The sequence below is a fragment of the Oceanisphaera sp. W20_SRM_FM3 genome (assembly GCF_052119705.1).
Taxonomy (GTDB): domain Bacteria; phylum Pseudomonadota; class Gammaproteobacteria; order Enterobacterales; family Aeromonadaceae; genus Oceanimonas.
The window spans coordinates 39,969-66,931 of record NZ_JBGQOP010000007.1 but is presented as its reverse complement, the minus strand read 5'-3'; the positions used below and the strand labels follow the sequence as shown (position 1 = coordinate 66,931).

The window sequence follows — 26,963 nt, the reverse complement described above, 5'->3', positions numbered from 1 at the left end:
TCTTATGTAGATCTTTTAGTGAATTTTGTGGGTTTCGTTGCGAAGAAGGTTCTAAAGCTATCTGCAGCGAAAGCAGCTAAGGGCCGAGGTTGTCTCCTTCACTCTTTACCCCCATTAATTTTTTGCCGTTACCTTAGGTTGCCTCACACATTTTGCGTACTCTGCGTTTTTGGGTAAGATGTTAAGACATTTTGAATACAATTAACTTACAGGTTGGATACATGGTCGTTAAATCCCGTATTGCTGCACTGATCACCCATTTACAGCAAGGGCTGCTAGAACGGGATACACCGGCCAGACTCGCCCTGTTGGCCGCATTATCTGGTGAGCATTTACTGCTGCTGGGCCCGCCGGGCACAGCCAAGAGTGAGTTGGCGCGCCGCTTGCACACTATGGTGGAAGATGGCCGTTATTTTGAACGCCTGCTAACCCGCTTCTCGGTGCCAGAAGAGTTATTTGGCCCCTTATCCATTAAGGCATTGGAGCAAGACAGATACTTGCGCCAAACCGAGGGCTACCTACCTGAAGCGGCGATCGCCTTTATCGATGAGATTTTTAAAGCCAACAGCGCCATTCTAAACAGCCTGCTCACCATCTTAAACGAGCGCCAATTCGATAACGGCAGCCAGCGCGTTAAGGTGCCCTTAATTGCGGTGATTGCCGCCAGTAACGAATTGCCCGAAGGCGCTGAGCTCAATGCGTTGTACGACCGTTTCTTGCTGCGCTTTGAAGTAGAGCCGGTGCAAGACGAAAGCTTTACCCAATTACTGACCCTTAACCATAGCTACCAAGCACCCATTGATGCGGACCGCCTCAGCACCGCAGACCTAATGGCCATTCGCGAAGGTGCCAGTAACTTAGAATTATCCAGCGGCTTAATCCGTTTGTTGCACAGCTTGCGCCACTTCTTGGCGGAGCAAGAAATCGTCGTTTCCGACCGTCGCTGGCGCAAGGTCGTAAAGCTGCTAAAAGTATCGGCCTTTTGTAACGGCGATACCGAGGCCGGCTTATATGATGCTTGGGTGTTGCCCCATTGTTTATGGCAGCGCCCTGAGCAATATGGCGTTTTGAGCCAGTGGTTGGCGCAAAATATCGCCTCAGATCCGGGCTTTAATGCCGAGTTAATGACGGAGCTGGTGGACAGCTGGCAGCAGCGCCTCGAGCAAGACGCAGACCCGATCGTGCCAGCCCTTGATGAGCAAGGCTATCAGCTGTTTTTAGACGAGCAAGGTCAAACCGTGGTGGAAGCCAAAGGCCAACGCCAAAAACGCAACGAGCTTGGGGATTTGCTGTATCGCCAACCTCGCGTGCCTAACACCACCTTTACCCAAGATGAAATTCGCAATCTCGGCAGCAATCTCGACTTATACGAACCCGTGATGGAGCTGTATCAGCGCCAAAGTGCCCTGCAGCCCAAGGCCTGGCCCGCGGCGCACATTGCCTCGCGCCTGCGCCAGTTAGATGAGCGGATTGCGGAGCTCGGTCAGTACTTAGTCTGGCTAGAGCAGCAATTAAGCGGCTTAACCGAGCGCTTGGCTACTCATCTTTGGTTAGAGCAAGACTTAGCCACTCAGGCACAGCGCCAATTGAGCCGTCAACAGCAGCAGCTCAGCCTACAAAAAACGCGCTTGCAAGAGCTGCATCAGGCCTTTGCCGCCCTGCCTGTTAAGGACTAAGTCATGGCTACTCCGCTGCCGGTGGGCTTGGCACCCCTTGCCGCCCTGCCCGAAAACTTATTTGCACTGGTGGTCACCCACCCCTTGGGCAACCTCTTGCCCAGAGCCGAGACAGTGCAACACTGGTTGCAACAATTAGATAACGGCGAGTTGGTGCTGCCCGCTGCTCACCGAGACAAGAGTTGGCTCAGCAACAGTACCGAGCGCCGAGTGCGGGTGTTGCTGGCTAAATCGGGTGCGCTGGATTATAGCCAAGATACGCCAGAGGTGGCGCAAGCCGTGGTGCAAGATATTTTGTTGGTGCTGGAGCAAGTAGAGCTGGCGTGGCCTGCCACCGCAGGGGGCTTGATGCTGCACGGCATGGCGCCTGAGCTGGCCGAGCAAAAAGCGCGCGCTCGCCATACTTGGTCGGCACTGCATAAACTGGCTGAGCAATGGCAGCACAGAGTCAGTCTTTGGCAGTCGATGGATCAGGTGGCCGAAGAGTTAGGCATAGCACCCGCCATCGGGAACGACCAAAACCGCGGCGAGCTGCGGGATCGCGCTTGGTTTGATCTGTTGCGCTTAAGCAATTGGATAGCCCAAGTGCAGCCGCTGCAAAAGCTGCTGCAGCTGTTAGGCCAACAGAAACCAGATCCGGAGCAAAGCGCCAGCCTCAGCCATTTATTACAAAAGATGAGCCCGCAAGACCGAGGCCCACAAGAGCGAAAAATCCCCGGCATTCCCATGGAAACCGAGGGCATTACCCGCTCCGATAATTTGGCGCGCATGTTGCCTTTAGAGGCCGCCTTTATGGGGCATCCGGTCTTAAAAATGCTTTGGCATGCCAGACGCGCCGAGCAAGGGCTGCTCAGCTATGCGGTGGCCGGCGTTATGCCCATAGATGCCGGCACCGACTGGACCTCGCCGCGTTCCGGCAAAGGCGAAGGGGCCGGCCAAGGCCTGCAACAAGGGCCGATTATTTTATGCTTAGATACCTCGGCGTCTATGCACGGTCTTGCGGAGCAAGTGTCAAAGGCCTTGGTCTTAGAAGCGCTTAGAGTGGCGAAAAAGCAAGACCGCGGCTGCTTGGTCTACTTATTTGGCGGCGCCGATGAGCTGTTAACGCTCGACAACCAAACGCTGGCCCTGCCCGAATTATTAGATATGCTGCGCGGCTCTTTTAGTGGCGGCACCGATGTCAACACGCCGCTAGTGGCCGCCTTAAAGAACTTGAAACAACAAGCTTGGCAACAAGCAGATATCTTGCTGGTTAGTGACGGTGAGTTTCAGGTGAGTGCAGAATTGCGCCACCTTGTGCAGCAAGCCAAAGACGAACAGGGCGTGCGTATGTTTGGCCTGCAATTAGGCTATGCCACCGCCCTGCACGCCATGCAGCAGCTGTGCGATCCTGTGCATTTGTTCAGTGACTGGAAGAGCCTAGAGCAAGCGGCGCGACTGCAGTAGCTGAAAATGGTGAGGGGTGAGGCGTAAAGGGTGAACCGGACGGGCTTACCAGCGTCAATCTCCCCTAAACCAAGATTCTGACGTGCGTCAGGATGACTGTATAAATACCATACCCACACCCAACCGTCATATCGGTACTGAATCTTCGTCATGCTGAACTTGATTCAGTATCAGCATGACGAAGCCTCGATATCTTTTTTTGGCTGAGCGCTTAGCGCTACCTTTTACCCTTCACTCTTTTACACGTCCAGACTCCTTTGCTGATCTCGATTTATTTAAAAAACCGCCAACTTTTAATGAGTGCGCTAGGCTTTATTGAGCGAGAGAGGAGTAATGGGATGAACTGGCGCAGAATAATATTACTGTTCTGTTGGCTGAGCTGGCCCCTGTTTACACCGCAAGTGGTGGCACAAGTGCAGCCTCAACAAACCGCGGTGCAACAGACTTACTGGCAGCTGGATATCAAAGGACCTATCGGCTCTGGCACCGCTGATTTTATTGTAACCGAGCTGGTTCAAGCAGAAATCAAACAGCCCGCTTTTATATTGCTCACGCTCGACACACCCGGCGGTTTATATGATGCCACTCGCAGCATTATTAGCGCCATTTTAGCGTCGAATATTCCGGTGGTGGTGTATGTGGCTCCCAATGGCGCGCGTGCCGTCTCGGCAGGCACCTATATTCTCTATGCCAGTCATGTAGCGGCCATGGCACCGGGCACGCATTTAGGTGCGGCTACGCCTGTGCAGCTGACTTCGCAAGTTTCTAAAAACGACCCAATACAACCCACCGCAGAGCCGCTGGATAACACAGATGAAGCCACCGCCGCGCCAAGTATCAGCAATATGGAGCGCAAGATACGCAATGACGCCGTTGCCTACATACGCTCTTTGGCGCAACTTCGCGGGCGCAATGCCGAGTGGGCAGAGCTGGCGGTGCGCGAGGCCGCCACGCTCACCGCCGCTGAAGCCTTAAACGAGCATGTGATTGAGCTAATCGCCGATGACATACCGACATTAATAACAATGCTTAATGGCCGCCAATTAACAATCAACGACAGCCCCTATACCTTCGCCACGGCCAATTTGGCCACCGAGTTAAACGCAGAGCAGCGACTGCCCAACTGGCGCCAGCAATTTATCATTACCATCAGCAACCCGAATATCACCTACTTGCTGTTACTGATCGGCGTTTATGGCTTGGTGTTGGAGTTTATGAGCCCAGGCTTTGGCGTGGCGGGCATCAGTGGCGCTATTTGCTTATTACTGGCCGCCATGGCGCTGCAAATGCTGCCCTTTAGCAGCGTTGGCTTAGGTTTATTGGCGTTAGGCTTGGTGTTTATAGCGGCGGAGGCAATAACGCCAACTTTGGGCGTATTTGGTTTAGGCGGAGTGGTGGCGTTTGTGATGGGCTCTGTGCTGTTGTTTGACACTCCAGATAAAGCCTTCCGCTTGGCTTGGCCCTTGATTGCGGCCTTTACCTTAGTGTCACTGGGGCTAATGCTGGTGGTAGTTCGCCTGATCATCAAACAACGCCATCAGCCTGTGCTATCTGGCATCCAGACCATGGTGGGCTTGCAAGGTGAGGCGCTCACCGATATTGCGCCGACCGGTTATGTGATGGTACAAGGCGAGCGCTGGCAAGCTCAGAGCACAGAGCCCATCAGTGCGCAGCAAACTATAGTGGTACTGGCGGTCCATCTGCTGGTGTTGGAAGTGCGCCCGTTAACACAGCGACCAGCCAACGATTAAGCTCAAACATCAGAGGAGAAACACTCATGACCATCGACTACATCTATTTTCAGATCTTGGTAGTGGTGCTGCTGGTGATGCTGTTTGCCAGTACATTTAGGATCTTGCGCGAATATGAACGCGGCGTGATCTTCTTACTGGGCCGTTTTTATAAGATCAAAGGGCCTGGGCTTATCTTGGTGATCCCCTTTGTGCAGCAAATCGTGCGCGTGGATCTGCGCATTGTCACCATGGATGTGCCGTCGCAAGATATTATTTCCAAAGATAACGTCACCGTTAAAGTGAATGCGGTCTTGTACTTTAAAGTCGCGGATCCGCAAAAGGCCATTATTAATATCGAGAACTATCTTGAAGCGACCAGTCAGTTGGCACAAACCACAATGCGCTCCGTGCTGGGCCAACATGAGTTAGACGATATTTTGTCGGCGCGCGATGCCTTAAATACCGACTTACAGCAAATTCTGGATCAAACTACCGACAATTGGGGTATCAAGGTCACCGCCGTAGAGATCAAACACGTCGACTTAGATGAGTCTATGATCCGCGCCATTGCGCGCCAAGCCGAAGCCGAACGGTCACGCCGCGCCAAGGTTATTCACGCCACCGGCGAGCTGGAAGCCTCTAAACAATTACTGGAAGCGGCCCGCATGTTAGGCCAACAGCCGGAAGCAATTCAGCTGCGTTATTTACAAACACTGACCGAGATAACCAACGACAACAGCAAGATTATTGTATTTCCGCTGCCACTGGAGTTGGGTAAGATGTTTCAATCGGTCACCGAGCAACCGTTGCCACCCACTGAAACCCGCTCACCCAACGAGATAACGTAAGGTCGGTTTTTTCAGCGCAGCGCTACACTTAATAAGAGCACCATCATGAACAATTTACCCGTTTACGGTCAAGGCGACGCCTCACTGCAAGCCGCCGGTGGCTTTGTTGGCTTACAACAATTGGCGGCAGATTTTTATCACGCCATGAACACCCGCGCCGATGCGGCGGTGATCCGAGCCATGCATCCTGCCGATCTATCTGAGAGCACCGATAAGTTGGCGCGCTTTCTAACCGGTTGGCTAGGCGGCCCTTCCTTATACCGTGAGAAATACGGCCCTATTAGCATACCGCGCGCCCATGCTCACTTAGCGATTGGCCCCAATGAGCGCGATGCTTGGCTGGCATGCATGGCACAGGCGCTGACTAAACAAGACTATGATCCGGAGTTTAATACCTATTTGTTACGCGCCTTAAGCGTGCCCGCCGAGCGCTGCCGTACCCAGGACTAACCAAGACTTTCGACCTCCAACAATTTCAACAAAAAAACATCTTTGCAACGAAATCCACGAAACCCACTAAAAAATCAAGATAAGAACGAATAAGACCTTATGGGTAAGATCTTAACCATTAAATAGTCACCTTTAAGATGTGATCTCTATGATTTGGCGGGTTTTGTGGATTTCGTTGCAGATCAAGCTCTTCAGTATTTGGGCAACGCTTCTTTGTAACGAGAGGCGCTAACCCCACTAACAGATTAACTTAAGAAGAAATATGTCTAAGGGTAAGACCAAGCCAACACCCAAAGTGGTTCGGCGATATTGCTTTTACCCATAGATATCTCTTTTTAGATCTTATCCCTATTTTTTCGTGGTTTTAGCGGCTTTCGTTGCGAAAAAAGCTCTTAAGGCTCTTTGTTGTCACTCTGGTAGGCCGCAGTACTCAAATACCCTCCTATAAATCCCACACAAATAATCAAAGCCAATCAATTAGCCCGTTAGCCTCCCGCTGGCGAGCTTTGTCTGTTAAAATGTGAGCCGTTTTGCAACTAGGTGACGGCGAGTAATGAACGATAACAGTCAGTTAAAAGTGATTGTCGGCATGTCCGGCGGCGTAGATTCATCAGTTTCGGCCTATCTGCTGCAACAGCAGGGCTATCAGGTGGAAGGCCTGTTTATGAAAAACTGGGAAGAAGACGACACCGACGAGTTTTGTTCTGCCGCCGAAGACTTAGCCGATGCCCAAGCCGTGTGCGATAAGCTCGGTATGACATTGCATACCATCAACTTTGCCTCCGAGTATTGGGACAATGTATTCGAGCATTTTTTGGCCGAATACAAGGCCGGCCGCACGCCTAATCCCGATATATTGTGCAATAAAGAAATCAAATTTAAAGCCTTCCTCGAATTTGCCGCCGAAGACTTAGGCGCCGACTTTATTGCCACCGGCCACTACGTGCGCCGCACCTTTGACGAGCAGCCTAAGTTGCTGCGCGGGCAAGACACGAATAAAGACCAAAGCTACTTCTTATATACCTTGAGCTCTCAGCAAGTAGCCAAGAGCCTGTTTCCTGTGGGTGAGCTCGAAAAGCCCGAAGTACGGCGCATCGCCGAGCAATTGGAATTAGTCACCGCCAAGAAGAAAGACTCCACCGGCATCTGCTTTATTGGCGAGCGTAAATTTACCGACTTTCTCGCCCAGTATTTGCCGGCCCAGCCGGGCAAAATTGAAACCGTAGACGGTGATGTCATCGGCGAGCATCAGGGGCTTATGTACCACACCTTGGGCCAGCGCAAAGGCTTAGGCATTGGCGGCTTAAAAAATGCCAGTGATGACCCTTGGTATGTGGTGGATAAAGATCTGGAGCGCAATGTACTGGTGGTGGCCCAAGGCGATCACCCACGCCTGTATTCTAAAGGCCTGATTGCCCGCCAATTGCATTGGGTGGATCGTACGCCGTTAAGCGCGCCCTTGCGTTGCACGGTGAAAACCCGCTATCGCCAAACCGACATTGCTTGTCTGGTGGAGCCCTTGGATGACGACACCATACGGGTGACCTTCGATGAGCCACAAGCGGCGGTCACCCCAGGCCAGTCCGCGGTGTTTTATGCGGATGAGATCTGCTTAGGCGGCGGCGTCATTGAAAACCGTTTTAATGAGGAGTCAGCGTGAGCCATAATCTTGAAAATCAAACTCTGGCCTTTGCTGGCATTTGCCAAGCGGTCAGTTTAGTCCAGCAGGTAGCGCGCCAAGGCATTATCCAAGATAAAGACCAGCTAAGCGCCACCTTAAACAGTATTTTAATGACGGACGCAGAGAATACCGCCGACGTCTTTGGTGGTAAGGCCCAGCTAGCGCTAGGCTACCAAACCATTATTGACCAACTTGGCAATAACGACGGCCGTAAAAACGCCGAGCTAACCCGCTATTTAGTTGGCACCTTGGCGCTGGAGCGCAAGCTGGCCAAACGCCGCGACTTAATGGCCATGTTGGGTGAGCGTATCAATCAAGTGAAACGCCAGCGCCACCACTTTGAGCTGCTCGACGAGCAAGTGCTGGCCAATATGGCCAGCATTTACAGCGACATCATCAGCCCCATAGGGCCACGCATTCAAGTGGCCGGCGAGCCTAAATTTTTACAGCAACCCTTGGTGCAGCATCAAATTCGCGCCTTATTACTGGCCGGTATTCGCAGTGCCGTACTCTGGCGCCAACTCGGTGGTCAGCGCCGACAAATTTTGTTTTCCCGTAAACGTGTGGTGGCCCAAGCCCAAGCCGCGTTACGCGAAATATAGCGCTAACACTAAGTATTTTCTTGGCCACGGAACTAAGCGTGAATAGGGATTAGTGTTCGGGGAATAGGGGCGGATGTGCCAGTCCCTAATCACCAATCCCTAATCACCTGCGTCATTGCGAGGAGTGCAACGACGCGGTAATCCATGAGTAGTGATACGCGAAGTAATTAATACCCGCTTTGTTGTGGCTATTTTGTCAGTAGCAAATCTTCGTCATGTTCTACTGGGCTCTGGTACCAACATGCTAGGGCTCCAACATCTTGATTTTGTTTAGAACCAATATTTAGAACTAATATTTAGAACTAATATTTAGAACCACGTTTTATCTGAAAGCTTACAGCTGATAGCTTAAAGCTATATTTTAGTTACCCCCCACGTTTAGGAGTTGTTGTTCATGGAATTGTCAGCATTAACGGCTATTTCTCCGGTTGATGGCCGCTACGGCAGTCGCACCGCGGAGTTGCGCACTATTTTTTCTGAATTCGGCTTATTGCGCTTTCGTGTAGAAGTGGAAGTGCGCTGGCTGCAAGCCTTGGCCGCGAATGCCGACATTAGTGAAGTGCCTGCGCTGTCAGCCGAGGCGAATGCCTTGCTCGATGCGATTGTCGCCAACTTTAATGAAGCCGATGGCCAGCGCATCAAAGACATAGAGCGCACCACCAACCACGACGTAAAAGCCGTGGAATACTTCTTAAAAGAAAAAGTAGAAGTGCTGCCAGAGCTGGCCGCAGTCAGTGAATTTATTCACTTCGCCTGCACCAGTGAAGACATCAACAACAACGCTCACGCCTTGATGCTTAAGCACGGCCGCGACCAAGTGCTGGTGCCCTATTGCCAGCAATTAATCGATGCCATCAAGCAACTGGCCGCCCGCTATCGTGACGTGCCTATGCTGAGCCGCACCCACGGCCAGCCTGCTTCACCCACGACTTTGGGCAAAGAAATGGCTAACGTTGTGTATCGTCTTGAGCGCCAGCTTAAGCAGATCAAAGCCGTAGAAATGCTGGCTAAAATCAACGGTGCCGTGGGCAACTACAACGCTCATTTGTCTGCTTATCCAGAAATCGATTGGCACGGCTTTGCCGAGCGCTTCGTGACCGGCCTTGGTCTCGATTTTAACCCCTACACCACCCAAATTGAGCCGCACGACTATATCGCCGAGCTGTTCGATGCCATAGCGCGCTTTAACACCATCATCCTAGATTTTGACCGCGATATTTGGGGCTACATCTCCATCGGTTACTTTAAGCAGCGCACCGTGGAAGGCGAAATCGGCTCCAGCACCATGCCGCACAAAGTAAACCCCATCGACTTTGAAAACTCCGAGGGTAACTTAGGTCTGGCCAACGCCATCTTTAATCACCTAGCGGTGAAATTACCGGTCTCACGCTGGCAGCGTGACTTAACTGACAGCACAGTACTGCGCAACTTAGGCGTAGCCGTGGGTTATTCGCTGATTGCTTATCAAGCCACGCTGAAAGGCATCAGCAAGCTGGAAGCCAACCCTGCTATTTTGGCCGCCGATTTGGATCAAAACTGGGAAGTGTTAGCCGAGCCCATCCAAACCGTGATGCGCCGCTACGGCATCGAAAAGCCTTACGAGAAGCTGAAAGAGCTGACTCGCGGCAAGCGTGTGAACGCCGAAGGCATGCACACCTTTATCGATACCTTGGAATTGCCAGAGCCGGTTAAGGCACAGCTGAAGCTATTAACGCCTGCCAACTACATCGGCAGCGCCATAGAGTTGACGGATAAAATCTAAAGCTAGAAGCTAGAAGCTAGAAGCTAGAAGCTAGAAGCACAAGACTAAACACCGAGCCCTCAACAGCTCGGTGTTTTTGTTTTATCATTTCGCTAACCAAAAGCACTGCATCTCTGTATTAGATCATTTTTCTTCCAGCTTCAGGCTTCTAGCTGACCGCTCTGTTTTCCCAATCTATCTATCTCGACTACGCCTTGGCATAATAGCTGGCTATTCTTATCTTACTTTCCCTTAATGACAGGTTGCCATGCAGAGCGCACTCAAACTCGATATCACGGATTTTTTGGCTCATTACTGGCAAAAGAAGCCACTGCTGATCAAGGCAGGATTTGCTCAGTTTGAAGATCCTCTTAGCCCAGATGAATTAGCCGGCCTGGCGCTTGAGCCCCAAGTTGAATCGCGCCGCGTGTGGCGAAGTGATGACAGCTGGCACGCAGAAAGCGGCCCCTTTGATACTTACGATCACCTTGGCGAGCGTGATTGGACCTTATTGGTACAAGCGGTAAACCAATGGCACCCAGACGTACAAGAGCTGGCGGATGCATTTCGCTTTATCCCGGGCTGGCGTTTTGATGATGTCATGGTCAGCTTTTCCACACCCGGTGGTGGCGTGGGTCCGCATATCGATCAATACGGGGTGTTTATTATTCAAGGCTCCGGCACCCGCCGCTGGCGTGTAGGCCTGCCCCAAGAGCTTGAGCAATTTGCCGCCAACGGCGCGCTGCGTCACTGCGAAGACTTCACCGCCGAGATAGATGAAGTACTTACCTCTGGCGACGTACTTTATATTCCGCCGGGCTGCCCTCACGAAGGCTATGCCGAAACTGCAGCACTCAATTATTCGGTGGGCTTTCGCGCACCCGATGCTCGGGATTTAATCTCAGGCTTTGCCGATCATCTGCTGGCTAACGAGTGCGACAGCCGCCGCTTTGATGACGCAGGCATGACGGCAACTCAAGCTCATGGCCGCATAGAGCCGGAAGTATTAGATCAAGTTAAGAATCTAATGACGGAGCTATTAGCTGATCCTGCACGCTTGGCGAGTTGGTTTGGTGAAATGACCTCAGAAGCCAAGCACGACTTGGATCTTGAGCCCGCCGAACCGGCTTATAGTCTGGAAGAATTAGTGTTGCGCCTGGATCACGGCGATTACTTGTATCGTTTAGCCGGCGCACGCTGCTTTTATATGGCCGGAGAAAGCGCCGTGTTTTACCTCGACGGCGAGCGTTATCAGTTAGCCGAAGCAGACAAAGACGCCATTGCCCTGCTCTGCGACCAATCGCGCATTCACGGCCCACAAATCGCCTGTTTAGCAAAACCGCAAGCGCTGCTTGAAGTACTGCTGCCCTTGGTTAATCAAGGCTATTGGTATTTTGAAGAAGATGAAGAATAACCCCAGCGGTAAGCTGTGAGTTAAAATCAAGAATTAGAACAAAGACTAAAGCTATTTTTGCAACTAAACCCGCGAAACCCACTAAAAAATTAATATGAGATAAGGGCCGAATAGAAATTTTATGGGTAAGATCTTACCCATAAAATACGCACTTTGAGATGTGGTCTATATCTTTTTGCGGGTTTTGTGGATTTCGTTGCCAAATATTTTGGGGGCTAGGTCTGGGTTTATGTCGTCTACTTCACTCTTCACATTCTTAGCCAAACGCCGGATGATAAGTGACTCGACCGCTGACAGGTTGGGCTTTCAGCGCCATGGCCATCAATGTCTCATCGGCCTTAGCATTCTCGTATTCGAGGCCGAGTTCAATGGCCGGCTTAAATCCAAAACGGCTATAAAACTCTGGCTTACCTAAGAGCAACACACCGGCCCAATCCAGCTCATTGGCACAATCGAGAGCCGCACGAATCAAGGCGCTGGCGACCCCTTGGCCTTGGCACTCGGGCCAAACACTCACGGGTGCCAACGCCAACCAGCCAATATCTTCACCTTCGATCAATACCGGACTCATTAGCAGATGGCCTATGATGGCGTCGTCGTATTCTGCCACTTGGCTCAGGCTAATGGCGCCCTGCTCGCGCAGCGCCCACACTAAATCGCCTTCTTGCTCGCGGCCAAAGGCGGCGCATACCAGCTCGTCTATTTCATCACCGTCACCCGGGCGTTCGGTTCTGCAAATCAGCATAAATTACCTTTAAAGACTTTTCGCAACGGAATCTATAGCATCCACAGAAAGTAGAGTTTTCAAGAAAATCCTAAGGCGCTAAACGGTCGATCGACCAGCCTGAGTCTTGGCGCTGATATAAGAAACGGTCGTGCAGGCGATTGGCGCCGCCTTGCCAAAATTCAATCGAGTCAAATTTCACCCTAAAGCCCCCCCAAAAGCTAGGCAGTGGCACTTCGCCCTTGGCAAATTTTTGCTTCATCTCTAAAAATTTACCCTCAAGCACGCCACGGGCCGAGATACGGGCCGATTGATGAGACACCCAAGCGCCAATTTGGCTGTCTTTGGGGCGACTACTGAAGTACTTCAGCACTTCTAATGACGATAGCCGCTCTACTTGGCCTGTCACATGCACTTGACGCTCCAGCATATGCCAAGGAAACAGCAGACTCACCTTAGGGTTATTTGCCAACTGGCTGGCCTTACGGCTGCCCATATTGGTGTAAAACACGAAGCCTTTTTCATCCAAGTGCTTGAGCAAGACGATACGCTGATAAGGCTGGCCGTGCGGGTCTACCGTGCCCACCACCATGGCGGTGGGATCCATCAAGTCTGCTTTTACTGCTTGCTGCATCCAGGTTTCAAATAACACCAAAGGATCGTCAGGCAAGTTATTACGACGCAAGCCGCCTTGCAGATATTCACGTCTATAGTTGGCCAGTTCCATAGCTTAAGTCTCATCAAGGAGTAATGGCTTATTGTGCTCGGCACGGCCCTGCTTGGCAAGGTAAGCCAGCGCGGCCCTTGATCACAAAAGCGGAGTGAAGCGCTATTTAAGGCGAGAAAATGCTATGCTGTGCGCGATATTTTTACGTTTATTGAGCTAAGCGAGAATGGTGTGGTATGGCATTACTAATCGAAGACAGCTGCATAAATTGCGACATGTGCGAACCTGAATGCCCAAACGGCGCCATTAGCTATGGCGCAGAAATCTATGAAATAGAGCCAGACTTATGCACCGAGTGTGTAGGTCATTACGATAAACCCACCTGCATTAGTGTGTGCCCTATCGACTGCATTATTATCGACCCTGCGCATACCGAGAGCCAAGAACAGCTGTGGGATAAATTTGTAATACTGCATCACGCCAACAGCTGAGCTTGCACCGCATGGGGTCAGTTAATGATACAAACCCTGCAGATTTTTTTGCAACGGAAGAACACGGAACGCATGGAAAAATTAAACTAAGATAAGAGCGAATAAAAGCCAAATGGCACTAGTTAGGTTGTCCTCTTCACTCTTTACGCTTCACCTTTAACGGGTTTTATTCAGATTTGATCTCTATCTTTCCGTGGGTTTCGCGGATTTCGTTGCGAGAGAATTCTTAACTTCTCCTGATTACGTATGAACTTCAGCCATGATGCGCGTTGTTTTGGTTTGTCTTTTGTAGCAGCCAATTTATTCGGCTGGCCAGCTTTGCTGGCTGTTATTGAGGTTTAGATTTAGACCAAAACACTAAACCGGGCCGAATAAATTGGCCCCTACAAGGTCAAAACACCAAACTGAGTCCCATATTCTTACCGAAAATACGAGTCGTTCCATGTAACTTTTTGAATTTATTGGTGATTAGTTTACTGAAACATGGCTGAGCTTTGTTGGTAATCAGTTAACTTCTAATAGTTTTTACTCCTTATCTTATAAACCCGGCTCTGGCAGTGCGTGATGACTGGGCAATAAGAACCATAAGGTAATACCCGCAAAGGCCAGCAACAGCCCACCCAGCACACCTTGATTCATTTGCGGCAAGCCGCCTTGCACCAATAAAAACACGCCGCCACCTAAATTAGAGCAACCGCCGAGCAGCGCGCCTGCGCTGCCACTGTGGCGCGCAAACGGCTCCACGGCCGCAGAGGTAGCCACCGGAAACAACAAGCCCGCACCGGCAAAGTACCCCCCCCCGCCCAGCACCAAACCAGCCAAGCCAAGCCGGGGCTCAAATGCCGACGCCAGCACCACAAGGGCGCCTAGCACTAAGCTCAGGGTCGCTATCCATTGCAACCGATTGACGGACCAACGGCTGGCGGTAACGGTGGCTAACATGGCACCGGCAAAATATAGCGGTAACGGCAGAATAAACAGCACGCTCAGCTCGCGACTGGTTAAGGTGGCATGTTGGCTGGCCACCACCGCAAACTCGGCTTCGTATAAAATCACGCCAGCAAAGGCGGCCATTAGCATGCCGAGTTGGCGGCAAAACGCGTGGCTGTGTAACACATGCAAATAGGCCGGCAAGATAGACTGCTGGTGGCGACGCTCCTCGGGTAAGGTTTCTTTAAAGCAGTAAAAAATAATCAGGGTGCAGCTTAAGCCCAGTAGCAGCAAAAACAGATACATGGACTGCCAACCAAAATGCTGATTGAGGTAACCACCAAGCAAAGGTGCCAGCAGCGGCGCCAACATAATGCCCATAGACACATAGCCGTTATAACGCACCAGTGCCGTGCCTTCGAACTTATCACGCATTAGGCTGCGGCACAGACTACCCGCGGCCGCCGTGCCAGCCCCTTGAATAAAGCTGCCCACTAATAACATGGGGTAACTTGGCCACAGTACTATGAGGCCTGAGCCCAACACATAAACACCTAAGCCTGCCAGCAACACAGGCCTGCGCCCTAAGCGATCCGATAGCGGCCCATAAATAAACTGAAACAAGCCATAGGGGATCAGATACATGGCCATCAGCAGCGGCAAGATGTCTTTAGCAACCTGCAGCGCATCCGCCATGTCGGTCATAGCAGGTACATACAAGGTTTGGGTCATTTGACCCGATGCCACCATTAGCACGGTTAACAACACCAAAGACAGGCCCGACATGTCGCGCTCCAAAAAAGCCTTTATAGGCAAATATAATAACGCCTATATGATATCTTTCAGTGGCTTTAACTAGCAATGGAGATCAACACGAAATTTTATATGCAGCAAGCTGAATTTTTCTTATCAAAAATGATAACCATAGGTTAAATTCCAATAGCTGATACCTTGGTTAGGCTCTTTAATACCGCCATTAGATAAATGTCGCGCCTCTACCGCTACGCTATGCCTGCTCTTACGCAAGCCCACACCGACACGGCTACTAAATTGAAACTCGCTTGATAAGTCGCGATCGCCCAGCTGGGTACGACTTATCCAAGCCGGGCCTACCCCAGCAAAGACAAAGGGTCGCCAGTTAGCATTAGGCATAAAATTGTACTGCAACAAGGGGACTAAGCTCAGTTGCACCATGTCATCGTCACCATAACGCCACGCCGCCACTTCGCCTGCCAGCCCATAGAACAACTGGCTGTGCATGCTTGTCCAAGGCTGAGTCCAAAGTCCGCCTACTTGTGCTGTATGCGCGCCATAGCCGCCACCCGCGCCAAAGAGTAAGCCGGTTTCACTTTGTGCCGGCTGTGCCACTAATAACAGCGCACAACATAAGAGTAAGCTGCGCCCTGCCCTTAATGAGTAGCGAGTATTAGGGTAATGTGAGTCTGTGTTGGTTAAAAGCTGTGCCTGTCGATGTATCGAGATAGCCATGAGTATGCTCATAACGACTCCTTACATAAGTGTCAGTTAAGCGTGTTTTATCAGGAAGTACGTTCAAGTATAAGGTTACAAAACAAGCAGCAAATTTCGTTTGAATACTAAGATCTAGCTGCAAATAAGTGCTGTTATAAAAATAGTCATTAGGTGCTCATCTCTGCCAGTAAAAACACTTAATAAGCCAAGGATCGAACCCGCTTATGCCTTATTGCCAAGGCCACTTAGCTAAAGCATGCTTTAGAGGCGAGGATTAAGGCTTGCCTCGTTTTCGTTCGCAGGTATAATACGTCGCTCAAATTTCGTTCTTTAACATCAAGTGAGTTCACTCATATGCATCCGATGCTGAATATTGCGGTACGCGCTGCGCGTAACGCTGGCCAAGTTATCGTCAAAGGTTTTGCCAACCCTGATAACACCGAAACCCGCGCCAAAGGCCAGAACGACTTTGTGACTAATGTCGAGTTAGACGCAGAAAACGCCGTCGTTAATACCCTCCGTAAGTCTTATCCGGAGCACACCATTATTGGTGAGGAATGTGGTGAACTAACCGGCAGCAACCCTGATTATCAGTGGGTTGTTGACGCACTTGATGGCACTGCCAACTTCATTCATGGTATTCCTCATTTTGCGGTATCCATTGCGCTACGCGTAAAAGGCCGTACCGAGCAAGCCGTAGTCTACGATCCCATTCGTGACGAGCTGTTCACCGCCAGCCGCGGTGCCGGCGCTCAGTTAAACGGTTATCGCATTCGTACCGGTAAAGCCAAAGATTTAACCACTGCCGTACTGGCGACCGGTTTCCCTGCTAAACAAAAACACCATGTAGATGCCTATTTAGGCATGTTCAAAGACTTGTTTGTGCAGAGCTCTGACATTCGCCGTGCCGGTGCACCCAGCTTAGATTTAGCCTATGTGGCTGCTGGTCGCGTAGACGGTTACTGGGAACTGGGCTTAAAGCCATGGGACTTTGCTGCTGGCAGTTTGATTGCTCGTGAAGCCGGTTCTATTGTCACCGACTTCGTGGGTGGCCATAACTTTGAGCAGAGCGGTAACTTGGTGTGTGCTAACCCTAAAGTACTTAAAATCATGCTTTCTACCATACGTGAGCACCTGCCTGAGTCATTGTCTAATTAATTTTAGATAAGGCCTTAGCCCAAGCGCCAAGCAAAATGATAAACGCCGCACTCTCAGAGTGCGGCGTTTTTTATGGGTGAAGGCTAAGGCAATGTTGAATTTTTAGTGTTGAATGTTGAGTGAAGTTCAAGAGATTCAGACACTAGATATTTTTGCCACGGAATCCACGGAAAAGGTCAAAGCGACAAGAGCCTATTTATTGTAAGAGCTCGTCTGCTGATGGTGTGGGAGTTAGCTTTTACCAATGACGTCTTAGATCTTCCTGATTACTTATGAACCTCAGCCAGTATGCTGCCTTATTTAGGTTTTTGTAGCTGCCAACTTGTTCGGCAGGCCAGCTTTGCTGGCAATTTTTAAATAAAAACATAAAACCGTGGCGAAGTCCTCTTCGCCGAAGAGACGGCCACCTTGTAACCCATTGAATCTATTGATGCTGAAGTCACTGAAACATAGCTGAACTTTGTGGGTAATCAGGTAGATCTTAGTTAATTAAACTGGTGAAGCGTGAAGGGGAACCCCTCAACTATGGATTGCCGCGTCGCTGCGCTCCTCGCAATGAACGGACTGGTGATGGGATTCGTCTTCCGAGTACCGCCAAGCAATCCATTCTCAGCTTTGGGCTTATCCACTGATTTGGCTCATCCCCTTTACGACTTTAACCCGTTACGCCTTCGGCGAAATGCGAGAGCAAGCGTTCGCCTACAAAAACAAAGCCAGCCTGAATATTCAGTCTCTGTTTCGATTGTCATTTTTGCTTATGTCTAGTCTCAGCCCTTGCCCATAAAGATCCCTTTCAGATCTGATCTCTATTTTTCCGTGGGTTTCGTGACTCTCGCAACAAAAAAGCGTGGCAAAGAATCTTTAGGCTTAGCTTTTTAATTTCACTTAGCGCTACGGCGTATCGCGAAAAACGTAAACAAAAAGGCCTGTCATTGCTGACAGGCCTTTTCAGTTTAGCGATTAGACGGGATTAGCCGTTTAAGCGATCGGTGCGACGTGGTGCACGTGGCTTGCGGTCGTCACCACGAGGCGCGGCGCTACGACGTGGCAATGGACCACCTTCGTACTTGGCCAAGTTCAACGGACGCTGACACACACGTACGTTTTGCAGCACTTTGTGCACTTCTGCGGTCATGCCTTGTGGCAGATCAACCGTTGAGTAGTCATCATGGATTTGGATTTGACCAATGAAGCGTGACTCAAGGTCGGCTTCGTTAGCAATCGCACCCACCAGGTGACCCGGCTTAACACCGTGTACACGGCCAACGTCTACGCGGAACGTTTCCATGGCTACTTCGTCACGGCCTGAGCGGGGTGCACGAGGAGCGCGTTCGCCACGGTCGCTGCGGTCATTACGATCACTGCGCTCGTTACGGTCACGGCTTTCGCGAACGTCTGGGCGACGAGCAGCTTGTGGACGGTCTTCCATAAACAATGGACGGTCGCCTTGCAGTAAGCGCGCTAAACCAGCGGCCAACTGTGAGCTATCGATACCTTCTTCTTCCAATGACTCAATCATTTCTACGAAGGGTGCCAGAGATTTTTCGTCTGCTTCTACGCTTACACGCAGGCTAGTTTTGAAACGCTCAGCACGGATCTTGTTGATCTCGTCTGCAGAAGGCATCTGCATTTCTTCAATCGGCTGGCGAGTATGACGCTCAAGGTTGAACAGACCGCGCTTTTCACGACCCGTAACAAACAGAATGGCATCACCTTCACGGCCCGCACGACCGGTACGACCGATACGGTGTACGTATGATTCGTTGTCGTGTGGCATGTCAAAGTTAACTACGTGACTGATACGCTCAACGTCCAGGCCACGGGCAACCACGTCAGTTGCTACCAAGATGTTCAAACGACCATTCTTGAGGCGCTCGATTACTTTTTCACGCAATTTCTGCGGAATATCACCGTGCAAGGCTTCACAAGCATGACCTTCGCGGCTCATCATCTCGGCCAGATCTTCAGCGTCTTTACGAGTACGTACGAATACCAGCATGGCATCCATTTTTTCGGTTTCTACCAAACGGCACAAACCTTCGTGTTTGTTCATACCACGTACAAACCAGTAGCGCTGCTTGATGCTAGAGTTAGTACGGGTTTTGTTCTCGATGCGCACTTCTTTAGGGTTGTTCAGGTATTTCTGAGCAACGCGCTGAATAACTGGCGGCATAGTCGCAGAGAACAGAGCAATCTGGCGAGTAGCTGGAGTTTGTTCCAAAATCCATTCTACGTCGTCGATAAAGCCCATGCGCAACATCTCATCGGCCTCGTCCAGCACTAATGCTTTCAGATTGTCCAATTTCAGGGTGCCACGACGCATGTGGTCCATAACACGACCTGGCGTACCTACTACCACATCAACGCCGCGCTTCAATGAACGGATTTGAGTGTCGTATGCTTGGCCACCGTAGATGGACATAATGCGAATGTCTTTACGATATTTGGCATAACCTTCAAACGATTCAGCAACCTGGATGGCCAGTTCGCGAGTTGGGGCTAATACCAATACTTGAGGAGTAGTGTTACCACCGGTAATGGTGCTCAGCAACGGCAGTGCGAAGGCTGCTGTTTTACCAGTACCAGTTTGTGCCAAGCCTAAAACGTCACGGCCTTCAAGCAAAGTAGGGATAGCGGCTGCCTGAATAGCAGAAGGCGTCACATAACCTGCATCGGTCAGTGCTTGTAAAACTTCAGGAGCTAAGCCTAATTCGCTAAAGGCAGGGGTATTTTCAGCAAGTACAAGTGTAGAATTTGTCATTTAACAGTTCCGAATAAATAGAATTTCGGCGGACTGATACAATAGGGCCAAGGACAACCTATTCTCATCGAAATGAGGGTTTCCTTTACAAAGTGTGTTTAACACTAAGATTCACAAGGCTAATCTGGCCATTTTTGTCTCAACACCGCCATGGTTAACTCGCTGATAAATCAGCTCATCTTTCTCATCATGGATGTCGATCTGCCAGACTTGTGTCGTCGCGCCCAATGGAGGGGACGGGCAACCCGATAAGGGTCGCGTCGTTTGGCGCGGACGTGATGCGTTATGTTCCTAAAAAAACGCAATATAACCCGCTTCAACGCACATACTTTGGCAGCTACATAAACCCAGGGTCTTGACAATATTAACCGAATAAATCCGTTAAATTGCCATGTAGCATGCCGAATAGGCGGGTTATAACGATATAAAGCACTATTTCTCTGCTTGAATATCGTGACCCACATCACAAAAGGTCATGCCCAACTGGGCTGAGGGCGCATTCTCTGTTAAACGACGGAGAATGTCCAGTGTTATTTTATTGCATGTGAGGAGTGAGGCGTAAAGGGTGAAGAGGACGAGCTAAGACGGTACTTAGCGCTGGGCGCTGTTTGTTAGCCGTCTTGCCGGTACCGAGTCGTGGACCTGCATGACGGAGCGACCGTATCTCACTTTAGTGATTTAAGCCTAGGTTTACCCCTTCACGCCTTACTCTTCACCCTTCTCACCTCACTGCGTCAGCATTACTTTCTAAATCTTTGCGCCAAATAAAGCAGCAAAGCCGCGCCAACCGTCGACACCACCAGTGATCCCACTATGCCGGTGGAGGCTAGCCCCAACAATCGAAACATAATGGCGCCGATAAAACCGCCCACTATGCCCAGTAACACGTTGCCTACGACGCCAAAACCGCGGCCTTTCATTAGCTGGCCGGCCAGCCAACCTGCTAGGCCGCCAATAATTAAATTTAAAATCAGCCCCATGTTGTTTCCTTAATCGATGCGAGTGAGGAGGAAAGCGTGAGGCGTGAGGTGTTACCCCTTACTCCTCACGTCTTACCATTTACATCTCGTTAATAAACCCAGCTTATTGCAGTAAGCTCAACAGGGCCTGCACCGGATGTTGTATGCCCTGCCCTTCGATGCGTTTCACCTGTGAACGGCACGAAAAGCCGGTGGCTAAGCATCGCGCTATCGGTTTGTTATGTAACGGCTGCGCCCAGCTCATGTTGTACAGTTGCTTTGAGCCTTCGACATGCTCGCGCTCGTGACCGTAAGTGCCGGCCATGCCGCAACAACCCACAGGCACGGCTTCAAGCTTAGCGCCCAAGTGACCAAAAATACCTGCCCAGTCTTGATGGGTAGTCGGCTTGACGGTTTTTTCGGTGCAATGAGCAAATAAATACCAAGGCTCGCCGACTATGTCTTGGCCAGGAATACTCGGCAATTGCTGCAACAACCATTCTTGGATTAATAACACCTCAAAGTCGCCGCGCGCCTCACCCAATACCTTACTGTATTCATCGCGATAACAGAGTACGAGTGAAGGATCCACTCCCACCATGGGGATGCCAAGGCGAGCCAGATGATTTAAGAACTGAGCGCTGTCGGCAGCCATGTTCGCAAAACGGCGTAAGAAGCCTTTTACGTGAGCCGGTTTGCCGTTGGGCTTAAAGGGCAAGACTACTGGATTAAACCCTAGGCGACTGGCTAACTGCACCAAATCGAACACCACATTGGCATCATAGAAAGAGGTAAAGGGATCTTGGACGATTAATACCGTCTTGGCCTTTTGCTCTGGGCTTAACGCTTCCAACTCGCTTAAGTCAAAGCGTGGATTAGCGGCTTCATTTAATAATTTAGTTAAGCTCGGCTGGCTCACCAGCGGCATATCCACCATGCCTAGCAAAGAGCTGGCGCCTTTCTTCACTAAACTATTGCTCATCAACGGGTTAATAATGCCCGGCAGCTTGGCCATCCACGGCGTGTACGACTCAACAAACGACACCAAATAATCTTTTGGTGGGCGCTGATAACGCTGATGATAAAGCTGCAAGAAGCGCGCACGGAAGGTCGGCACATCTACCTTAACCGGGCACTGGCTGGAGCAGGCTTTACAGGCCAAGCAACCGTCCATGGCTTCTTTCACTTCATGAGAGAAGTCGTATTCGCCGCGCTGTTTTTGCCAAGTAAACTTCACCCGCTCCACCAAGCCTTTAACGCTGACGCCGCCCGTCATAATGGCCGCTTCTTCGGCCATGGGATCAAAGCCTTGGGCCGAGAGCTGGCGCAACCATTCGCGCACCAAGCCGGCACGGCCTTTCGGTGAATGACGCCTGTCTGAAGTCAACTTCATCGACGGGCACATAGGGGAATTGACATCGAAGTCAAAGCACAGGCCATTGCCGTTACAGTCCATGGCCGGTGTGTAGCTGTCGCGCACATGAATCGGAATTTGCCTGTCAAAGAAGCCGCGCTTGGTGGCATCCACAGACACTAATTGGTCTAGGCTATCGAGCGGTGTACAAATCTTGCCGGGATTTAAGCGGTTAAAGGGATCGAAAGCCGACTTAATGCGGCGCAATTCGGTATACAGCACCTCACCAAAAAAGGTGGGACTATATTCGGAGCGAAAGCCTTTACCGTGCTCGCCCCACATTAAGCCGCCGTATTTAGCGGTTAAGGCGTTCACCTTGTCGGAAATTTTACGCAAGGTGACTTCTTGTGCCGGATCCGTCATATCGAGTGCCGGGCGTACATGCAGCACGCCCGCATCTACGTGGCCAAACATGCCATATTGCAGCTGGTTGGCATCCAGTAGCGCGCGAAACTCGACGATATAATCTGCCAGATTTTCTGGCGGCACGGCCGTGTCTTCCACGAAGGCAATCGGCTTTTGTCGGCCTTTGGTATTACCCAACAAGCCCACGGCTTTTTTACGCATGGCATAAATACGATTGAGTGAGCTCAAGTCGTCACAGACTTGATAGCCGATAATGCCGGCCTCACCGCGCGCCATAAGAGCGTCGAGTTGCGCGCACAAGGCGTCGACTTTTTCACGCTGGGCGTCTGCATCATGATCCGCATATTCGACCATGTTTAGGCCGTCCATCACCTTGCCGGGCACGTCTTGAATTAACTCGCTCACCGAGTGCCAGACTATGTCTTCGCGCGCCAGCCCCAACACCTTAGAGTCAACGGTTTCCACCGATAACGCCTTGGCTTCCACCATCAGGGGCGCATTGCGTAGCGCCGACAAGAAGCTGTCGTATTTAACGTTCACCAGAGTGCGATAAGGAGGAATATCGGTGAGATCCAGCCAAGCTTCGGCGATAAAGGCCAAGGAGCCTTCACTGCCGCACAAAATACGCGTTAAATCCAAGGTGTGGCTGGCCTTGTGGTACACATGCTTTAAGTCATAACCCGTTAAGAAGCGATTAAGCTTGGGAAAACGCTTTTCAATCTCGCCGGCATGCTCGGTGACGCTAAAATACACACAGCGATACAGCTCGCCTTCACGGCTGTCTTCTTCCAGCTTGGCATCGAGTGCCGCCCCGCTCACCGGGCCGGTTTCAATAATGCTGCCATCCACCAAAACCGCGGTCACGCCCAATACGTGATCTGAGGTTTTACCGTACACCAAAGAGCCTTGGCCCGAGGCGTCGGTATTGATCATGCCGCCTAAGGTGGCGCGATTACTGGTAGAGAGATCGGGCGAGAAAAACAAGTGATGACCGGCAACCTGCTGATTCAGCTTGTCTTTGACTATGCCAGTTTGCACCCGCACTCGACGACCTGGCGCATCTAAGGTGAGCAGCTGGTTCAAATAGCGTGAGCTATCTACCACTAGCGTCTCGGTTAAGGACTGGCCGTTAGTGCCTGTGCCACCACCACGGGGGGCAAACTTAACCTCTTGAAATTCAGGCTTAGTACCCAAGCTCAGCAATAGGCTCAAATCTTGAGTGGAGCGCGGAAACACCACCGCCTGCGGCAGCATTTGATACACGCTGTTATCGGTGGCCACGGCTAGCCGGCTGGCATAGCTACGTTCAATATCACCACGAAAGCCGCTCTGGGCTAGTGCATCAAGAAATTCGAAATAGGTGGGAGTTATCTGCTGCTGCAGATCTATCTTTGGGATCATAACGGCCAGTTCCCTGCTATTGGTGCTTAATAAGAGTTATTTGTACTTATTGTGAGTATAAGTATGGGTATAAATGCGCCCAGAGTGGTGGGCAGTATACAGAAGAATAGCGCCCATCGCCTAGCACCAAGCTAAAAACGAACCACCACTTTTTACAGATTGGATGTTGCCCTTGGCGCAGGGCGCTTGGTGCTCGGCGCTGAGTCAGAAGTAATCAAATGATTAAGAAAGTGAGCGAACAGCGCCCCTTGGCTATCTAGCGCCAGCTTGGCGTAAATATGCTTACGATGATTTTTTACCGTGCCCTCACCTATACCTAGCAGCTTGGCAATAGCGACGTTATCTTGGCCCTGCACTAATAAAGCGGCCACCTGTTGCTCGCGGGGCGTTAAGCGTGACTGAGCAAAGGTGATTAAGGCGTGCTCGACGCGCAACCGCATAGGTGCCCTTATATTAGGAGCCATGGCATCGAGGCGGGCTAAGGTCGGCGACACAGCCACATCAAGCATTGGGCTATGAGCCAAAGTTTCTGCGCCCTTGTGCCAATGCTGACGACACAGAGCACTGAGAATTGGCAATAACTGGCGCAGCCCTTGTTGTTCAACTGCGCTAAAAGGGGTGGTGGTTAAGCGGCCTAAAAACAAGGTTAGCCATTGCTGCTTATTGAGTGCCAAGACTATGCCAAGCTCTTGCCGCCAGCCCGTTGCCAGATAAAAGTCAGCCATGTAATGGGGGTCATTGACGCCCTGTTGGTGCATAAGAGTACTCAGCGAATAGACCCCATCGCTTAAACCGTGGCGCAGTGCGCGATAGAAAGGGTCTTGGGCATAGATGCCGTTTAAATACTGGCTAAACAGCAGCTCGCGTTTGTCGGTCAAATCATCATACAAATACACAGCCGCGCCTGAGGCTTGATAGCTCAAAACCAAGCAGCAATCACTATCGACATAAGAGCTCACCAGCTGAGCCAAGCGCCGGGCAAAAGCAACCGTGCCTATAGCCTCGATAGCCTCAGCCAACGCCTGCTGTTGTTCATTTTTATTTGGTATCGACATAAGAGACCTTAAGTAATAGCGCCGAGCGCCAAGCACCCAAGCACCCAAGCACCCAAGCACCCAAGCACCCAAGCACCCAAGCTAAACATCAAATCTGAGCCACCTTTGCAACGAAAGCCGCGTTTCTTAGTTTACGATAAGCACTAAGAGATCAACATAACATCAAATATATTTGGGTAAGACCTACCAATAAGCACTGGGTTGGCTCTTCCCCATAAAATTTCTTTTAGATTTATTCCCTATTTTTTCGCGGCTTTAGTGGGTTTCGTTGCGAAAATGCCTTTGGCTCTTGAACTTCATTCAACACTAACAATTCAACACGTATTTTCTTGCTCGCATTATACCGAAAACTGTCCCTAAAGGGACATAGGCAAAGATAGGCTACTTAAGTGAGCATAAGACTTTATCTATTCGAAGAGTTGATGATGACAGACTTCACTACGCCTAACTTAACCACGCCCAATGCCTTATTAGTGGAGCTTACCGAGCGCGGCTTAATTGCCCAAGTTTCTCATGCTAACGCCTTGCATCAGCATCTTAATCAGGCGCCCCGCACGCTTTATTGCGGTTTCGATCCCACGGCGGGCAGCTTGCATATCGGTCATTTGGTGCCACTACTCATGTTGCGTCGTTTTAAAGAAGCGGGCCATAAGGTTATCGCCTTGGTGGGCGGTGCCACCGGCATGATAGGCGACCCCAGTTTTAAGGCCAGTGAGCGCAGCCTTAATGACACAACGCAAGTACAAAATTGGGTCAAGGAGCTGCAAAGCCAAATTGCACCTTTGCTGGGCATGAACATTGATAAGTCTTTTGATGAGCAAGCGGCTGTTAAGCTGCTCAACAATGCGGATTGGATGAATAAACTCGATTTATTTAGCTTTTTACGTGATGTGGGCAAGCATTTTTCGGTCAACGCCATGATCGCCAAAGACTCGGTAAAGCAGCGCTTAGCACGCCCCGACCAAGGCTTATCGTTTACCGAATTTGCTTACTCATTATTGCAGTCCTACGACTTTGCCGAGCTTAATCGCCACCAGAATTGCACGCTGCAAATTGGCGGTAACGATCAATGGGGCAATATTACCAGCGGCATAGAGCTGACCCGCCGGCTTCATCAGCAGCAGGTATTTGGCTTAACGCTGCCGCTCATTACCAAGAGCGATGGCACCAAGTTTGGTAAAACCGAAACCGGCACCGTCTGGCTCGATGCTACCAAAACCTCGCCCTATGCCTTTTATCAGTTTTGGCTGAATACCGCCGATGCTGACGTATACAATTTTTTACGTTTTTATAGTCTACGTAGCTTGGCTGAGATTGCCGACATCGAACAAACGGACACATACGCTCAGGGCAAACCCCAAGCCCAGCGATTATTGGCAGAAGAGCTCACTACCTTAGTCCACGGCGAGGCCGCTTTAAGCGCTGCGCAACAGATTAGTGAAGCGTTATTTTCGGGAGACTTTAGTGCATTAACAGGGGAAGAATTAACTCAGCTTGAGCAAGATGGCATGCCGTTCACGGCTATCCATCAGTCGACGTCTCGGCCACTTAGCCAACTCTTGGTGGACTGCACACTGGCCAGCTCGTTGCGCAATGCGCGAGAGCTGATCGCCAATGGTGCCATTGCGGTAAATGGGGTGTTAATAGCTGAGGATACGGATCAGCTAACGCCCCTCCAAGAGCAATATTTGATCTTACGCCGTGGCAAGAAGCATTTTCATTTAATTAAGTTTGAATGCAGTAAGTAAAGCGTAAAGGGCGAAGGGTCAAGCGGACGACACGTACCGGTGAAGAGTGAAGTGTAATGGGTGAAGTGGATGACAGAAACAAAGGCCACACATAACAATCAGCATCTGAAAGCTTGTGGTGTCTCCCCCCCCCCTTCACTACCGCTTAGCTTTACTCTTTACGCATCACCCTTGCTTTAAATAGTTCCGCCTTCGGCGAAATGCGAGAGCAAGCGTTCGCCTACAAAA

Annotated in this window: 20 protein-coding genes; 12 read left to right on the top strand and 8 right to left on the bottom strand. The window is 50.7% G+C overall.

Annotated elements, in window-relative coordinates:
* The first annotated feature begins 221 nt into the window (after nucleotides 1-221).
* From ACEN2G_RS05840 to ACEN2G_RS05800, 9 genes are all read left to right on the top strand, one after another.
* Entirely contained in the window at nucleotides 222-1,676 is a 1,455-nt protein-coding gene (locus ACEN2G_RS05840; RefSeq protein WP_442020537.1) for an AAA family ATPase, read from the top strand.
* A gap of 3 nt (nucleotides 1,677-1,679) precedes the next feature.
* Entirely contained in the window at nucleotides 1,680-3,122 is a 1,443-nt protein-coding gene (locus ACEN2G_RS05835) for a vWA domain-containing protein (protein ID WP_442020536.1), read from the top strand.
* Between the two features lie 338 nt (nucleotides 3,123-3,460).
* The gene (locus ACEN2G_RS05830; protein WP_442020535.1) at nucleotides 3,461-4,873 is read left to right on the top strand and encodes an NfeD family protein; all 1,413 of its coding nucleotides are present in this window, start codon (nucleotides 3,461-3,463) and stop codon (nucleotides 4,871-4,873) included.
* Between the two features lie 26 nt (nucleotides 4,874-4,899).
* Nucleotides 4,900-5,703 (top strand): slipin family protein, encoded by an 804-nt coding sequence (locus ACEN2G_RS05825; protein ID WP_442020534.1) that lies wholly within the window; start codon nucleotides 4,900-4,902, stop codon nucleotides 5,701-5,703.
* A 45-nt stretch (nucleotides 5,704-5,748) separates the two neighbouring features.
* The gene (locus tag ACEN2G_RS05820) at nucleotides 5,749-6,153 is read left to right on the top strand and encodes a group II truncated hemoglobin (RefSeq protein WP_442020533.1); all 405 of its coding nucleotides are present in this window, start codon (nucleotides 5,749-5,751) and stop codon (nucleotides 6,151-6,153) included.
* Between the two features lie 553 nt (nucleotides 6,154-6,706).
* A complete protein-coding gene (gene mnmA / locus ACEN2G_RS05815) occupies nucleotides 6,707-7,813 on the top strand; it encodes a tRNA 2-thiouridine(34) synthase MnmA (protein ID WP_442020532.1) in 1,107 nt (368 codons plus the stop codon).
* Entirely contained in the window at nucleotides 7,810-8,436 is a 627-nt protein-coding gene (gene hflD, locus ACEN2G_RS05810; RefSeq protein ID WP_442020531.1) for a high frequency lysogenization protein HflD, read from the top strand. Before mnmA ends, hflD begins: the two co-directional genes overlap by 4 nt.
* Nucleotides 8,437-8,830: 394 nt before the next feature.
* Nucleotides 8,831-10,198, top strand: coding sequence for an adenylosuccinate lyase (gene purB, locus ACEN2G_RS05805; RefSeq protein WP_442020530.1), 1,368 nt, complete (start codon nucleotides 8,831-8,833; stop codon nucleotides 10,196-10,198).
* Between the two features lie 247 nt (nucleotides 10,199-10,445).
* A complete protein-coding gene (locus tag ACEN2G_RS05800; protein WP_442020529.1) occupies nucleotides 10,446-11,591 on the top strand; it encodes a ribosomal protein uL16 3-hydroxylase in 1,146 nt (381 codons plus the stop codon).
* 256 nt (nucleotides 11,592-11,847) lie between these two features.
* Here the strand turns inward: ACEN2G_RS05800 and ACEN2G_RS05795 are convergent, their stop codons facing one another.
* The gene (locus ACEN2G_RS05795; protein WP_442020528.1) at nucleotides 11,848-12,336 is read right to left on the bottom strand and encodes a GNAT family N-acetyltransferase; all 489 of its coding nucleotides are present in this window, start codon (nucleotides 12,334-12,336) and stop codon (nucleotides 11,848-11,850) included.
* A gap of 70 nt (nucleotides 12,337-12,406) precedes the next feature.
* On the bottom strand, nucleotides 12,407-13,042 hold the full coding sequence (gene pdxH, locus ACEN2G_RS05790; protein WP_442020527.1) for a pyridoxamine 5'-phosphate oxidase: 636 nt from the start codon (nucleotides 13,040-13,042) through the stop codon (nucleotides 12,407-12,409).
* A gap of 176 nt (nucleotides 13,043-13,218) precedes the next feature.
* On the opposite strand from pdxH, the gene ACEN2G_RS05785 reads away from it, so the two are divergent.
* Nucleotides 13,219-13,473 (top strand): YfhL family 4Fe-4S dicluster ferredoxin, encoded by a 255-nt coding sequence (locus tag ACEN2G_RS05785; RefSeq protein WP_442020526.1) that lies wholly within the window; start codon nucleotides 13,219-13,221, stop codon nucleotides 13,471-13,473.
* Between the two features lie 537 nt (nucleotides 13,474-14,010).
* On the opposite strand, the gene ACEN2G_RS05780 is transcribed toward ACEN2G_RS05785, so the two are convergent.
* Complete coding sequence (locus ACEN2G_RS05780) at nucleotides 14,011-15,189, bottom strand: MFS transporter (protein ID WP_442020525.1); 1,179 nt, start codon at nucleotides 15,187-15,189, stop codon at nucleotides 14,011-14,013.
* Between the two features lie 123 nt (nucleotides 15,190-15,312).
* Entirely contained in the window at nucleotides 15,313-15,903 is a 591-nt protein-coding gene (locus tag ACEN2G_RS05775; protein ID WP_442020524.1) for an acyloxyacyl hydrolase, read from the bottom strand.
* A 324-nt stretch (nucleotides 15,904-16,227) separates the two neighbouring features.
* Between ACEN2G_RS05775 and suhB the strand changes: the two genes are divergently transcribed.
* The gene (suhB, locus tag ACEN2G_RS05770) at nucleotides 16,228-17,031 is read left to right on the top strand and encodes an inositol-1-monophosphatase (protein WP_442020523.1); all 804 of its coding nucleotides are present in this window, start codon (nucleotides 16,228-16,230) and stop codon (nucleotides 17,029-17,031) included.
* Nucleotides 17,032-18,001: 970 nt separating this feature from the next.
* Here the strand turns inward: suhB and ACEN2G_RS05765 are convergent.
* From ACEN2G_RS05765 to ACEN2G_RS05750, 4 genes are all read right to left on the bottom strand, one after another.
* Nucleotides 18,002-19,792: a DEAD/DEAH box helicase gene (locus ACEN2G_RS05765; RefSeq protein ID WP_442020522.1), complete on the bottom strand. Its 1,791-nt coding sequence runs from the start codon at nucleotides 19,790-19,792 to the stop codon at nucleotides 18,002-18,004.
* A gap of 740 nt (nucleotides 19,793-20,532) precedes the next feature.
* Nucleotides 20,533-20,772 (bottom strand): GlsB/YeaQ/YmgE family stress response membrane protein, encoded by a 240-nt coding sequence (locus ACEN2G_RS05760; RefSeq protein WP_442020521.1) that lies wholly within the window; start codon nucleotides 20,770-20,772, stop codon nucleotides 20,533-20,535.
* A 103-nt stretch (nucleotides 20,773-20,875) separates the two neighbouring features.
* Nucleotides 20,876-23,932, bottom strand: a complete 3,057-nt coding sequence (ydiJ, locus tag ACEN2G_RS05755) for a D-2-hydroxyglutarate dehydrogenase YdiJ (RefSeq protein WP_442020520.1) — start codon at nucleotides 23,930-23,932, stop codon at nucleotides 20,876-20,878.
* 152 nt (nucleotides 23,933-24,084) lie between these two features.
* Nucleotides 24,085-24,987 (bottom strand): response regulator transcription factor, encoded by a 903-nt coding sequence (locus tag ACEN2G_RS05750; RefSeq protein ID WP_442020519.1) that lies wholly within the window; start codon nucleotides 24,985-24,987, stop codon nucleotides 24,085-24,087.
* A 425-nt stretch (nucleotides 24,988-25,412) separates the two neighbouring features.
* On the opposite strand from ACEN2G_RS05750, the gene tyrS reads away from it, so the two are divergent.
* Nucleotides 25,413-26,735, top strand: coding sequence for a tyrosine--tRNA ligase (tyrS, locus tag ACEN2G_RS05745; protein WP_442020596.1), 1,323 nt, complete (start codon nucleotides 25,413-25,415; stop codon nucleotides 26,733-26,735).
* The last annotated feature ends 228 nt before the right edge of the window (nucleotides 26,736-26,963 follow it).

Bases quoted from the DNA above. Each gene is read 5' to 3' on its own strand.
- ACEN2G_RS05750 (WP_442020519.1), bottom strand. From the start codon at position 24,987: ATGTCGATACCAAATAAAAATGAACAACAGCAGGCGTTGGCTGAGGCT.
- ACEN2G_RS05825 (WP_442020534.1), top strand. From the start codon at position 4,900: ATGACCATCGACTACATCTATTTTCAGATCTTGGTAGTGGTGCTGCTG.
- ACEN2G_RS05775 (WP_442020524.1), bottom strand. From the start codon at position 15,903: ATGAGCATACTCATGGCTATCTCGATACATCGACAGGCACAGCTTTTA.
- ACEN2G_RS05835 (WP_442020536.1), top strand. From the start codon at position 1,680: ATGGCTACTCCGCTGCCGGTGGGCTTGGCACCCCTTGCCGCCCTGCCC.
- purB (WP_442020530.1), top strand. From the start codon at position 8,831: ATGGAATTGTCAGCATTAACGGCTATTTCTCCGGTTGATGGCCGCTAC.
- ACEN2G_RS05795 (WP_442020528.1), bottom strand. From the start codon at position 12,336: ATGCTGATTTGCAGAACCGAACGCCCGGGTGACGGTGATGAAATAGAC.
- pdxH (WP_442020527.1), bottom strand. From the start codon at position 13,042: ATGGAACTGGCCAACTATAGACGTGAATATCTGCAAGGCGGCTTGCGT.
- ACEN2G_RS05840 (WP_442020537.1), top strand. From the start codon at position 222: ATGGTCGTTAAATCCCGTATTGCTGCACTGATCACCCATTTACAGCAA.
- ACEN2G_RS05760 (WP_442020521.1), bottom strand. From the start codon at position 20,772: ATGGGGCTGATTTTAAATTTAATTATTGGCGGCCTAGCAGGTTGGCTG.
- ACEN2G_RS05785 (WP_442020526.1), top strand. From the start codon at position 13,219: ATGGCATTACTAATCGAAGACAGCTGCATAAATTGCGACATGTGCGAA.
- ACEN2G_RS05820 (WP_442020533.1), top strand. From the start codon at position 5,749: ATGAACAATTTACCCGTTTACGGTCAAGGCGACGCCTCACTGCAAGCC.
- mnmA (WP_442020532.1), top strand. From the start codon at position 6,707: ATGAACGATAACAGTCAGTTAAAAGTGATTGTCGGCATGTCCGGCGGC.
- tyrS (WP_442020596.1), top strand. From the start codon at position 25,413: ATGACAGACTTCACTACGCCTAACTTAACCACGCCCAATGCCTTATTA.
- ACEN2G_RS05830 (WP_442020535.1), top strand. From the start codon at position 3,461: ATGAACTGGCGCAGAATAATATTACTGTTCTGTTGGCTGAGCTGGCCC.
- ACEN2G_RS05800 (WP_442020529.1), top strand. From the start codon at position 10,446: ATGCAGAGCGCACTCAAACTCGATATCACGGATTTTTTGGCTCATTAC.
- suhB (WP_442020523.1), top strand. From the start codon at position 16,228: ATGCATCCGATGCTGAATATTGCGGTACGCGCTGCGCGTAACGCTGGC.
- ydiJ (WP_442020520.1), bottom strand. From the start codon at position 23,932: ATGATCCCAAAGATAGATCTGCAGCAGCAGATAACTCCCACCTATTTC.
- ACEN2G_RS05780 (WP_442020525.1), bottom strand. From the start codon at position 15,189: ATGTCGGGCCTGTCTTTGGTGTTGTTAACCGTGCTAATGGTGGCATCG.
- ACEN2G_RS05765 (WP_442020522.1), bottom strand. From the start codon at position 19,792: ATGACAAATTCTACACTTGTACTTGCTGAAAATACCCCTGCCTTTAGC.